The sequence below is a fragment of the Clostridium sp. D53t1_180928_C8 genome (assembly GCF_015667795.1).
GTDB lineage: Bacteria > Bacillota > Clostridia > Clostridiales > Clostridiaceae > Clostridium.
In genome coordinates this window covers 1-12,869 of record NZ_JADPEL010000010.1, presented here as the reverse complement: position 1 = coordinate 12,869, position 12,869 = coordinate 1, and the positions used below count along the sequence as shown (strand labels likewise).

Below are 12,869 nucleotides of genomic sequence, written 5' to 3'. Positions count from 1 at the left end.
TACCTAAAGGAGAGGTGTTCCAACCGATAAATGTATAACCAGTTTTGGCAAGGTTATTAATATTACCTAAAACAGTAACAATATCACCAGTAAGATAATGATTATTATCAATAGGAACAGAACCAGAAGTATTACCATTACCATGATAATTAACAGAGTAAAGTAGTTCAGTAGGTTGGGATTTAAGAATAGTACCTAATTCTCCTGCAGAAATAAATTTAGTTGTATCAAATGCAACTCCTGATAATTGATTTGGAGTATTAGATGATTTAGGACTCCAAGTTTGTCCATTATCTTTAGATATAATAATGGTACCATTATACCCAACAACAACAAATGTGTTATTAGCAAAGGTAACTTTATATAGAATGGTAGAAGTACCAGATGATCTGTGAATCCAACTATCTCCATAGTTGGTTGAAGTAAGAATAGCACCATCATATCCAACGGCAACAAAAGTATTATTACCAAATGCAATTCCATTTAGGTGGCTTGGGGTTCCAGAAATCTTAGGAATCCAAGTTGAACCATTATCTATAGAAGCTAAAATAGTACCAGAGTATCCAACGACAATAAAGGTATTATTACCAAAAGCAACGTCACTTAGGCGATTTATAGTATTAGAAGTTTTAGTAATCCAGGTATTACCATTAGTAGTTGAAGTAATGATAGTACCACTGTCTCCAACAGAAATAAAGGTATTATTGCCAAAGGTAATACCAAATAGCCAAGCATTACCGAAGGTTTTATTAGACCAAGTAACGCCATTATCTGTTGATATAACAATAACACCCCAACTTGCAACAGTAATGAAAGTATTATTACCGAAAGCAATTGAATTAAATCCATTACCTACAAATGATGTTCTTGGAGTCCAATTTTGACCAAAATCATTTGAAGTAAGAATAAAACCATTAGAGCCACCTATAACAAGTGTATTATTTGCAAATATAATAGATGAAAGATGATTGTTATTTGAAATATCAGTGGTTTTGAGAACCCAAGTTTGTCCAGAATCTATTGAAGTAAGAATAGAAGCCCATGTTCCTATTATAATATAATTATTATTTATAAAATCAATACCATTAATACCTATTTGAGTATTAGTAGTTTTTGGAATCCATGATTGACCATTATCTGTTGAAGTAAGCATTGTTCCTGAATAGCCAGTTACAATAAATTTAATGTTATCATATAAAATATCATATAAAGGATTTAAAGTACCAGAAGTTCTTAAAATCCAAGTATGTCCAGAATCAGTGGAAGTTATAATAGTACCGCTATCTCCAACTGCTATTAGCGAGGTATTAGAAAAAGTTATTCCTCGAAGAAGATTATTAGTATTAGAAGTTGTATGAGTCCATGTAAAACCAGAGTCTACTGAAATAAGGGTAATACCAAAACGACCAACTATAACATTAGAGCTATTAGAATATGAAATTCCAAATAGAGTATAGGTAGTACCTGAAGATACAGTATTCCAGCTAGTACCTAAATCAGGAGAAATTATAATAGTACCATTGTCTCCAACTGCAATAAGATTATCATTATTATACGATAAAGTAATATCATAGAGAGTATTAGTATTACCAGAAGATAAATGATTCCAAGTAGCACCAGAATTTATGGAGGTAATTATAGTCCCCCCCTCTCCAACTGCAATAAAGGTATTATAAATAAATTTAACTTTATTAAGGTTTTGAGTTGTACCAGAAGATACAGGTGACCATGATTGACCAAAATCACCTGAAGTCCAAATTATACCTTCATTTCCAACTGCAACAAATACATTGTCTCCAGAAGCAACTGAATTAAAGGTATTGCCTTGTGGCGAAGGATTTATCCAGGACCAATTATCTAAATAAGACATTTTTTTATCGCTCCTTATATTACTGTAAAATTTTTTAGTGTAGTTTAGTAAATACTTTTAATAATATATAAATATGAATTTTTATAAAATAAGATTCAAAAAAATAGTTGTTAGGAAGAGAAGAAAAATGTAGCAAACAATTGGTTGCTGAATGTTATATTAAGATAGAATGATTGCTGATGATAATACAGTGGTGTAATAGATACCTTTTTATGATTACAATTATAAAAATATGTAACAGTAAATCATTTAATTACATAATATATAATAAATAATTAAAGGTGAGATAAAAAATAAGTTAAGTATAGGATGCCAATTATGGATAAAGCCAGTATGAGGAGAACTTTAAAATTTATTTTCAATTCAGATTGTTTAGATTTAAAAATTAATCCTAGTACAAATAATTATGGATTAAGGTTTTACACACTCTTTAATAGAATAGAAACTGTTAAAAATATGCCTAAATTAATTGTAAACCAAGGCTTAGTAGAATTAACAGCCAATATTATTACTCCAGTTATATATCCAAGTAGATTTAATAATTTAAATACTGAAACAATTATACCAATAACAAAAATAACAGCTATTGCATTAGTGGTAAAGCCAGAAAAGCTAGATAAGTTTTTAGAAAAGCTAATTAAATTAAGAATAATATTATTAGGCTAAGGAAATATTATCTTATTAATAAATAGGCTAAGGAGATAATTAGGATGTTACAAAAAATAGAGGAAATTAATTTGGTAAAATTAATGAAGGATATAAAAAATATGATTTTAGAAAATAAGATGGAATTAAAGAATGAGGATTATGAAATTAAAATAAGTAAAAGTAATAATATCACTGATTTACTTCCATTAATGAAATTGTTAGATATTATGGTGAAAGAAGAGTACTTAGTAACAGAGTTATATTTTGAAAATAAGACTGATTTTGAAAGATGTTTTAATATTAAATATGAAGATAGACTAAATTATATATTTCATAGTATAAGAATAGAAGAAATTAAGTGGGAAGGTGAAGATACTTATAATGGAACATTTATTTATCATGAAGTTTATGGAGGAAAATTAAAATTTGAATTAGCGTGTATTAAGTATTTAACTAAATTTCAAAGGCAGATAATATGGGGTTTAAGTTAATATTTAATTTTATAAGAAGTATTTATATCCTATAAATTTTCACTTTAATACTAAAAATAATATATAGTTAATCTAAAATAAAGAAGCCATACTTTATGATTTAATATAAAGTTAAGCTTCTTTATTTTAATATATAATTTTAATCTAACTAATATTAAATTATGAGATGAACTTTTATTTAAGGATAAAGCAGAAAATTAACTTTTCCACATTACACAAGGGTGAAAAAAATATATAAAAGATGAAAAAAATACAGAAAAAATCACTAAAAAATGTAAAAAATAAAAAATATAGTAAAATAAAGGTATGTTGAAAACGATTAATTGAATTGTTAATGGGGGAAACGTGAAAAATGAGTTTGTAAAACTTCACAAGATTAATATTTTGTGAGTTATGCAATAGATTAATTTTATATGGTAAATGGGGGAATAAGAAATGAGACAAAAAAGAAGAGATAGTAAGTCTATTAGAAGAGGGATGCTTGCTACAAGTTGCTTAGTTGCTATGGTAGTTTCAACTATGTTAGCACCAATAACTAATGTTAATGCTAAAGAAATAGGTAAGAGTGAAAATTTAGGAGTGGATATTTATCCTGTACCTCAAACTGTAGAGTATTTGTCAGAAGGAGGAGTGGAACTAAACAAAAATGTTAATGTAGTTGTACATGGACAACAAGAAGAAGCTACGTTAAGAAAGTTAGAGGAAATATTAAATAAAAATAACTTTAGCTATTCTTATTCAAATAATGCTATCGAAGGAAAGGCTAATTTAATTTTATCTTCAGAAAAAGAGCATTGCAATGAATGTAACTCTATAGTTGTAGCTGATGAAAGTCTAGATAAAAAAGAAGGTTATGTTCTTAAAATAAGTGATGATGAAAATAAGTATGGAACTATTACAATACAAGGTGCAGATGCTGATGGAGTTTACTATGGAATATTAACTTTAGGACAAATATTAGAACAAGGTGCTGAAGATAATAGAATAGCAGAAGTTTTAGTTTCAGATTACCCTGAAATTGCACTTAGAGGATTTATTGAAGGATTCTATGGTGTTCCATGGACTCACGAAGAAAGAATGGATTTAATGGCTGATACAAGTGAATATAAGATGAATACTTATATTTATGCACCTAAGGATGATCCATATCACAGAAGCAATTGGAAAGATTTATATCCAGAAGAGGAAGCTAAGCAAATAGCAGAGCTTGCACAAGCAGGAAAGGATAATAATTTTAATTTCTGTTGGACAATCCATCCAGGTGCTACACTAACATTTAGTGATGAGGATTTTGATGCTCTTATAAAAAAATATGAGCAATTATATGATTTAGGAGTAAGACAATTTGGTGTATTATTTGATGATACAGACGATTGGAAGAGTGGACAAAAGCAAGCAGAATGGATTAACAGAATAAATAATGAGTTTATTAAAGTAAAAGGTGATATTGCACCTATGATAGTTATTTCTGCAAGATATAATTCAGCATGGGGACCAAATTTAAGTACTTATTTTACACCATTTATGCAAACTTTAGATAAAGATATAGAAGTTATGTGGACTGGACATGCGACTATGTCAAATGTATCTAGAGATATTTTTAACTGGCCAAGAGAAAAAACAGGTGTTGATAAGGATGTTGCAGTATGGTGGAATTATCCTGTAAATGATTATTGTAGAGGAAAGCTTTTAATGGCTCCAATGCATAATTTAAGTCAAGACTTAGATAATGTAACAGGATTTTTCTCTAACCCAATGAATCAAGCAGAAGCTTCTAAGGTTGCTTTATATAGTATAGCTGATTATACATGGAATACAGATGTGTTTGATTATATGCAAAGTTGGGAAACATCTATTGAAAAATTAGTTCCAGAAGTAAGTGAAGAGTTCAAGAGATTTGCAAGCAATGTATCTTACTTAAAAGAAGATGGTGGAGCTAGTGGTGCTTTTGAATTTGATGAATCAGCATATTTAGCTGAAAGAATAACTGCTTTAAATAATGCTATTGAAAATAAAGAATCAGTTACTGCAATAGCTGAAGATTTATTAGGGGAATTTGAAACAATAATTAGTGATGCTAAAGCTATATCTGAAAATGTAAATAGCAATTTATTGGATGAAATAAAAGGATTCTTAGGAGCATATGAAGTATTAGGTGAAGCTGGGGTTGCTGCTATGAATACACTAATATTAGCAGAAGAAGGTTTAGAAAAAGAATACAAAGAGCAAGTTAAGGTTACAATTGAAAAATTAGAGCTAATGAATACATTCTTAGCTGGTAATGGAGGAACGGATGCAGCTAGAACTGTTGTAGATGTTGGAACAAAGAGACTTAAACCACTTATAAATAAGGTGGTTAACACTTATGATGGAATGATTATTCCACAATCTCAAATGACAGCTACAGCAACAAGTGAAAATATTAATCCTGATAATCCAGCTCAAGATAGACTTGCAAGTCATGCAATAGATGGAGATGATACTACTGTTTGGCATACTAAATGGGGATCACCTGGATTACCACATAGCATAACAATAAATCTTGGAGGAACTTATACAATAGATAAGTACACATATTTACCAAGACAAAGTGGTGGTTACAACGGAGTAATTACAAAATATGAATTACAAGTAAGTACAGATGGTGAAAATTTCACAACAATTGTAGAAGGTGAATGGGATATGAATTCAGCTTTAAAAATAGCTAAATTTGATCCAGTTGAAGCAACTGATATAAGACTTGTAGCAATAGAAGCAGAGGCGGATTTCGTATCAGCAGCAGAAATAAATGTATATAAAGCTGATGTTGAAGTTGTACCAGAAGAAACATTTAGAGAACATTTAAAAATTGCAGTTGAATTAGCTGAAGAGATAACTGAAGAAGATCTTTCAAAAGTTGTTCCAGCAGTAGCTAATGAATTTAAGGAAGCACTTAAAGAAGCTAAAAATATATTAACAAATGAAGGATTTACTCAGGCTGAAGTAGATGAAGCATTTGTCAGATTATCAAGCGCAATGCAAATGTTAGAATTTATTAAGGGTGATAAAACTCAATTATCTAATTTAGTAAATAAAATTGAAGGATTAAACGGAGCTGAATATATCGATAGTACTTGGAGTAAGCTACAAGTAGTTTTTGAAAAAGCAAAGGGTATTATAGCAGATGAAAATGCTTTAGAAGCAGAAGTAAGTGAGTCATATAAGGAACTTTTAAGATCATTCTTAGAATTAAGATTAAAACCAAATAAGGATAAATTACAAGATTTAATTAATAAGGCTGAGTCTTTAGATTCAAGCAAATATACTGCTGAATCTTGGAATAAATTACAAAAATATTTAGCAAATGCTAAGACTATACTTGAAAATGAAGATTCTACTAGTGAAGAAATAGAAAATGTAGAAAAAGAATTACAAGTAGCATTAGATGGATTAGTTGCAAGTGAATCTACAGGCAATGGTGGAAACTCTAGTGATGAAAATGATAAAAATGATGGAAAAGATGAGAATAATGCAGGTTCTGGAAATACAGGAACTAATAATTCATCATCTAATAATAAAGGAGATCTTCCTAAGACAGGAAATTTAGGTGGAATATCAGCATTATTTATGGGATTAACAACTTTAACAGCTGGATATTTAGGTATAAAGAAAAGAAAATAGTTAGTTTATAGAAAAAAGTATAAAAATAAAACGTAAAATAAAAATTATATTAAAGTAAAGGGAAAATTTAGATATTAATTATAAGGATACTGAAAGAAGTAAAGCTTTCAGTATCTTTTTTTATAGAGAAAATTAAATATTTAAAAAGTTTTTACATGTATTTTATCTTAACGTTAATTTTACATTAGACTTGCTATGATAAGTATGTAATCAGAAAAAAATAAGAGTTTCAAAGGAGTAAAAAGTATTAAGTGAGGAGAGACAGATGAAGGCAGTAAAGAAATATAGAGCATTATCTAAAAAAACTATATCAATTGTATTAGGAATAACTTTTTTAATAGCAGTTACAGGATACTCCATGTATAAATATAACACAGGAAACAAAGTAGCAGAAGAAATGCTAACAAGGGAAAGAGAATATGTAGTAAAAAAAGGTGATATTACGGCAGGAACTAATGGATCAGGAGCAATAAAACTTGAACAAATTACTCAGAATTTTGAAGAAGCTGTAATGATAGGTGAAGTATTTGTTAATGAGGGACAGAGTGTTAAAAAGGGAGATAAGATAGCAAGTATATCAGAAACGTTTATTAATGATAAATTAGTAGAGTTAAATTCACAATTAAAACAAGCTACTGCAGCTTTAAATTCTGCGAAAAATAATAAGCAAGCAACAGCTTTGACACAAAATAAAGAATGGCAAGATAAGGTGCAGACTTCAAAGAAGCAATATGAAAGCCAGAGAGATTCCATTATTAATAATATTAATGGTTTAAATAAAAGAGTAAATGATGTTAATAAAAAAATAGAAGTAGTAAAAAATCAAATAGAAGAATTATCTAAATCGACAGAAGAAAATGAATTGAAATTACAAGAATTAAAAGAGAATGAAACTTCGTTAATAGCAGAAAAAGCATCTATTGAATCAGAATTAAATACTGCTAACCTAAGTTTAACTTCCTTAAACAATGATAGAAATAAGGATGTAAGTTTAGAGTCAAAAGAAGCAGCTGCTAATACTGAAATAAATGCTCTTTCAAATAGTAGTTTAGATGAAGCTATTAGTAATGCACAAAAGGAAGTTGATAAGATTAATAATGAGATTTCTAAAATAAATAAACTAAAGGAAAATTCTATATTATATGCAGAAGCAGATGGTATTATTCTTGCATTGAATTGCTCTAAAGGGGCTACTACCTCATTAGATACTCCGGTTATTACAATAGGAGAAAGTGATAAGGTATTAGCTGAAATTAATGTATCTCAAAATGACATAACGAAAATAGAAGAAGGACAAGCCGCTTATATATCAGTATCTGCTTTCCAAGATGAAAAATTAAATGGTAAGGTAAAATATATAAATTTAAAACCTAATTCACAGGGAAATTCAATAACTTACTCTGTAACTGTGGAAGTTGATAAAAATGATTTAAATATATTACATGGTATGACAGTAAGTACTCAATTTATAGTAAAAGAAGTTAAAGATGTTCTTATGCTTTCAAATAAGGCGATTACATTAAAGGATGGTAAACAGATAGTTAATTTAAGGCAAGAAGATGGAACATTAAAAGAGGTAGAAATTACAACAGGTTTTTCTGATGGAAAGAATTCTGAAATAAAATCTGGGCTTTCAGAAGGTGATACTGTGGTAATTGGAGGACAATAGTATGAGATTTTCTGAAATGGTACGATTAGTATTTAAGAATCTATTAGAAAATAAATCAAAAGTTATTTTAACATCATTAGGAATTATTGCAGGAGCAGCCACTGTAGTAGCTGTAATAGCGATAGGAAAAGGTGGAGAGGAAGAAGTTAAAGCACAGTTTAGCGGATTAAGTGCAGAAACAATTTATATTAATCCAGATTATTCGAGTGGAGCTAATATTTTTGAAGGGAATTTTAAAAAGCTTACGCCAGACCACATGGACTTTATTATGAATGAGAGCACAACATTAAAGGGCATGTATCTTAGAGGTAGTTCATATAAGGAAGCTGTAATAAATAATATAAAGGAAAATATTTCAGTTACAGGGGTTACGGAAGAATATAGTAAGGTATCTAATCTTAAGGTTATCCATGGATATGATATTGATAAAATTGATGTTGAGGATAGTACAAATGTGGCTGTAATTGGTGATGGGATAGCAAACAAGTATTTTATGGGGGCTGAGGATGCAGTAGGAAAAGAAATAAACATTGAAAATAGAAGTTACAAAATAATAGGAGTATTAGAAAGAAGTGCTGATGGAATGCAGGGGGTTAGTCCAGATGATACAGTTTTTATACCTTATTCTACAGCGGAAAGTAATATTTTTGATGAGTATACAATACCTCAAATGGTAGCCTTAGCTGATAATATTAATATTGTAAAAAAAGCTATGGCTGAGATAATGGATTCATTAGAATATCTATTAGAGGATGATAATGTATATACAGCTGAGGATGCTGGAAGTCGTATAGAGGCTGCAGGTGAATCAGCTCATACAATGAATGTCTTATTAGTTTCAGTAGCTACAATAGTATTTATAGTTGGTGGAATAGGAATTATGAATGTACTATTTTTATCAGTAAAGGAGCGTACTAAGGAGATAGGTATATTGAAAGCCTTAGGAGCTAAAGAAGTAAATATTATGACATTATTTATTTTAGAAGCAGTAATAATAAGTGGTATTGGTGGGATAGCAGGATTAATTTTAAGTTATTATTTTATTCCATTTATAAAGTATTTAGGAGTACCAGTTCTACCATCTATCGAAGGAATGATTATAGCATTTCTATTTGCAATAGTAACTGGGACAATATTTGGGTTTTACCCAGCATACAAGGCATCGCAACTTAAACCAGTAGATGCATTAAATTATGAATAAATATATTAAATAAATTTATAGAAATGAAAGGATGATTTTAATTATGAAAAAATTATTAGTAGTATCGTTAACAGTTTTAGCTTTAGTAGCATTAGTAGGATGTGGTGAAAAAAAAGAAGGCATTGAAGAAAAGAAAGAGGCTTCAAATATAGAGCAGAAAGTTGAAACAACTTCACTTTTTGGAAAGGTTGAAAAAGTTGTAGGAAATGAAGTAAAGTTAAAATTAAGCGATGATAATATTTTAATGCCGGAAGATGAAGATTCAGATAAGAATTCTTTTCAGATAGATGAGAGTCAATTACAACAACTTGAAGATGGAGGAACATTAACGTTATCTGATGGAACAGTGATAACAAAGGATGAATTATCTAATGATGATGTTGCTCAAAGAGAAGGAATCCCTGCTGAAGGTAACGTGGGAGAAGGTCAATCTAATATATCTAATGAAGCTCAAGGTGCTGATAATAGCAACTCTAATATATATAGTGAATTAACATTTAATGGAGAATCTAAAGATTTAACAATTTCAGCTGGTGTAGAGATTGTAAATATGAAAACTGGGAAAACAGGAAAAATATTAGAAATTAAAGAGGGATCTATATTAAATGTTGTAGTTGATAGCAAAACAAACGCAGTTATTAGAGTTGAAATTATGGGGTAAGTATGGATAATATTATTACTCTTAAAGATATTAATAAGTATTATAAAATGGGAGAAAGTTCATTACATGTACTTAAAAATATTACTCTTTCAGTTAAATGTGGAGAATATATAGCTATTTTAGGTACTTCAGGTTCCGGAAAAACAACCTTAATGAATATTTTAGGCTGCATGGACGTAGCTGACAGTGGAGAATATACTATTAATGATGTAAATATTAATAATTGCAGTAGTGCAAAATTAGCAGAAATACGAAATGGTAACATAGGATTTATTTTTCAAAAATATCATCTAATACCACAATATAATGTACTAGAAAATGTAATTATGCCATTACTTATTAAGGGACTTTCTAGAAATGAAGCTATTAAAATTGCTGAGGAAAAAATAAAGATGGTAGGTTTATGGGAAAGGATATCTCATAAACCAAATGAATTATCTGGAGGACAACAGCAGAGAGTTGCTATTGCAAGGGCATTAGTAACTAATCCAGCTATTTTACTAGCTGATGAACCTACTGGTGCATTAGATTCAGCTACCGGTAAAGAGATTCTTGAATTATTTAAGCAATTAAATGAAATTGGAAATACGATAATAGTAATTACACATGATAATAAGGTAGCCAGAGAAAGTAAAAGAGTTGTAAGAATACAGGATGGTGTACTAACTGATAATTATAATTTATAATATAATAATATATGTGTGTATAGTATAGTAATAAAAATAGCTCCATACATTTGTCATATGGAGTTATTTTTATTTATAGGTGTTGGAGGAAGTTGTAAGTGAGGTTATTAATTGTAGAAGATGAAATAGATATATTATTAGCTTTACAAAGAGGGCTAAAGAAAGAAGGATATGCTATTGATATTTCTAGTGATGGAAATGAAGCATTAGAGCTTTTGAGTTTTAATATATATGATTTAGTTGTTCTTGATATAAATATCCCAGGTGTTGATGGATTTTCAGTATTAAGAGCATTAAGAGATAAAGATATTAATACTAGAGTAATAATTGTATCTGCAAATAGAGAAATTGAAGATAAAATAAATGGATTGGATTTAGGGGCTAATGACTATTTAGTTAAGCCTTTTGACTTTTTAGAGCTGAAAGCAAGAATAAGAGCGCTACTTAGAAGAGAGTTTGTTAGCAAACCAACAGTTATTAAAGAAGAGGGATTATGCATAAACTTATCTAATAATAAGGTTACATATAATGGAGATATAATACATTTAACATTAAAGGAGTTTTCAATTTTAAAATATTTATTACAAAATAAGGGGCGTATCGTTAGCTCTGAAGAATTAATTGAGCATGTTTGGGATGAAAGTGCAGATCCTTTTACTACAGTGATAAGAGTTCATATATATTCACTAAGGAAAAAGCTAATAGCTATTACTGGTAAAGAAAATCTTATTCAAACTATAAAAGGAGTAGGATATTTATTTGGAGGCGATAGCGATGAGTAGATTTAAGTTAACAATAAAATGGAGATTTACGTTAATGGTAGTAATAATAGTAACTATAACTAGTGCTGTTCTTATTACTGCAATTAATTATGATATAGGTAGGAGTATGCCAGAGTTAACAGAAAATATACTTTCTCAAACACAGTTTGAAATTCCAATAGAAGATTATTATGTAGGTAATGATAATAATATAAATCTATCAGGTGAAGATGCGGTTATAATAATAGAGGGAGCTATAGGGGAGACAGTATCAAATATTTATACAACGTCTATCATAGTATTTTTCATAATAATTATATTAAGTGGAATATGTACATATTTTATAGTAAATAAAGCATTAAGGCCAATTGTAAAATTAAATTCAAATATAAAAAAAATAAATGAAGATAATCTAAATTGTAATTTAGATATAGAAGGTCCACAGGATGAAATAAAGGAGCTTACTATTTCATTTAATAAGATGATTGCTAAACTTGATAATGCATTTGACTCACAAAAACGATTTAATGCTAGTGTAGCTCATGAATTAAAAACGCCGTTGGCAGTAATTAAAACAAATATAGATGTACTAAAAAGCTGTGATGATAAAAGTATTGAGGAGTATGAGGATACATTAGCTATTGTAGAAAAATCAATTTTAAGGATGAATACCATGATAGAAGCATTGCTAGATATAATTAGACAAGAGAATGCTCCTTTAAATGAAAGTATTATTATTAATGAAATAATTGAGGATGTAGTTGATGATTTAACTATAATTGCTAAGAAGAATGACATAAGTATATATGTAGAAATTGATGAAATAAAAAGTAAAATTATAGGTAATGAGATTTTGCTATATAGAGCACTTTATAATATAATAGAAAATTCAGTAAAATATAGTATGTCTAATGGGTATATAAAAATATTAGCTAAAGAAGAGAAAGATACTATTAAGATAATAATAAAAGATACAGGAATAGGTATTGATAAAAAGAAACTTGATAAAATATTTGAGCCGTTTTATAGATGTGAAGATATTAATGCTTTATCAAGTAGTGGAATGGGATTAGGTTTATCCTTAACAAAATCAGTAATAAATATGCATGGAGGAGAAATCAAAGTAGAAAGTGAGGTAAACAAAGGAACAAAGTTTATGATAATATTACCAATAAATATATAATATTAATGTATAAATTTTATAATAAAATTAAATTTATAG

At 28.9% G+C, this 12,869-nt stretch carries 10 protein-coding genes; 9 read left to right on the top strand and 1 reads right to left on the bottom strand.

What is annotated here, in order from left to right:
* Window positions 1-1,870, bottom strand: a 1,870-nt coding sequence (locus I4V51_RS08780) for a YCF48-related protein (RefSeq protein WP_195988059.1), incomplete at its 3' end; no start/stop codon positions are given.
* Between the two features lie 318 nt (window positions 1,871-2,188).
* Between I4V51_RS08780 and I4V51_RS08775 the strand changes: the two genes are divergently transcribed.
* The 9 genes from I4V51_RS08775 (at window position 2,189) to I4V51_RS08735 (ending at window position 12,830) form a co-directional block, all read left to right on the top strand.
* Entirely contained in the window at window positions 2,189-2,536 is a 348-nt protein-coding gene (locus I4V51_RS08775; RefSeq protein ID WP_195988058.1) for a hypothetical protein, read from the top strand.
* 44 nt (window positions 2,537-2,580) lie between these two features.
* A complete protein-coding gene (locus tag I4V51_RS08770; protein ID WP_195988057.1) occupies window positions 2,581-3,009 on the top strand; it encodes a hypothetical protein in 429 nt (142 codons plus the stop codon).
* Window positions 3,010-3,444: 435 nt separating this feature from the next.
* Window positions 3,445-6,669 carry a beta-N-acetylglucosaminidase domain-containing protein gene (locus I4V51_RS21180; protein WP_243281461.1) on the top strand — a complete coding sequence of 1,075 codons (3,225 nt, stop codon included), beginning with the start codon at window positions 3,445-3,447 and terminating at the stop codon, window positions 6,667-6,669.
* Between the two features lie 265 nt (window positions 6,670-6,934).
* Window positions 6,935-8,338, top strand: coding sequence for an efflux RND transporter periplasmic adaptor subunit (locus tag I4V51_RS08760; RefSeq protein WP_195988056.1), 1,404 nt, complete (start codon window positions 6,935-6,937; stop codon window positions 8,336-8,338).
* A 1-nt stretch (window position 8,339) separates the two neighbouring features.
* On the top strand, window positions 8,340-9,539 hold the full coding sequence (locus I4V51_RS08755; protein ID WP_195988055.1) for an ABC transporter permease: 1,200 nt from the start codon (window positions 8,340-8,342) through the stop codon (window positions 9,537-9,539).
* Window positions 9,540-9,582: 43 nt separating this feature from the next.
* Complete coding sequence (locus I4V51_RS08750) at window positions 9,583-10,200, top strand: hypothetical protein (protein WP_195988054.1); 618 nt, start codon at window positions 9,583-9,585, stop codon at window positions 10,198-10,200.
* 2 nt (window positions 10,201-10,202) lie between these two features.
* A complete protein-coding gene (locus I4V51_RS08745) occupies window positions 10,203-10,886 on the top strand; it encodes an ABC transporter ATP-binding protein (RefSeq protein ID WP_195988053.1) in 684 nt (227 codons plus the stop codon).
* Between the two features lie 98 nt (window positions 10,887-10,984).
* Window positions 10,985-11,668: a response regulator transcription factor gene (locus tag I4V51_RS21505; RefSeq protein WP_195988052.1), complete on the top strand. Its 684-nt coding sequence runs from the start codon at window positions 10,985-10,987 to the stop codon at window positions 11,666-11,668.
* A complete protein-coding gene (locus I4V51_RS08735) occupies window positions 11,661-12,830 on the top strand; it encodes a HAMP domain-containing sensor histidine kinase (RefSeq protein ID WP_195988051.1) in 1,170 nt (389 codons plus the stop codon). The genes I4V51_RS21505 and I4V51_RS08735 overlap by 8 nt, the downstream gene beginning before the upstream one ends.
* Window positions 12,831-12,869: the final 39 nt, after the last annotated feature.

Excerpts from the sequence above, each read along its gene's own strand:
- I4V51_RS08775 (WP_195988058.1), top strand. The coding sequence starts at position 2,189 with ATGGATAAAGCCAGTATGAGGAGAACTTTAAAATTTATTTTCAATTCA.
- I4V51_RS08770 (WP_195988057.1), top strand. The coding sequence starts at position 2,581 with ATGTTACAAAAAATAGAGGAAATTAATTTGGTAAAATTAATGAAGGAT.
- I4V51_RS21180 (WP_243281461.1), top strand. The coding sequence starts at position 3,445 with ATGAGACAAAAAAGAAGAGATAGTAAGTCTATTAGAAGAGGGATGCTT.
- I4V51_RS08760 (WP_195988056.1), top strand. The coding sequence starts at position 6,935 with ATGAAGGCAGTAAAGAAATATAGAGCATTATCTAAAAAAACTATATCA.
- I4V51_RS08755 (WP_195988055.1), top strand. The coding sequence starts at position 8,340 with ATGAGATTTTCTGAAATGGTACGATTAGTATTTAAGAATCTATTAGAA.
- I4V51_RS08750 (WP_195988054.1), top strand. The coding sequence starts at position 9,583 with ATGAAAAAATTATTAGTAGTATCGTTAACAGTTTTAGCTTTAGTAGCA.
- I4V51_RS08745 (WP_195988053.1), top strand. The coding sequence starts at position 10,203 with ATGGATAATATTATTACTCTTAAAGATATTAATAAGTATTATAAAATG.
- I4V51_RS08735 (WP_195988051.1), top strand. The coding sequence starts at position 11,661 with ATGAGTAGATTTAAGTTAACAATAAAATGGAGATTTACGTTAATGGTA.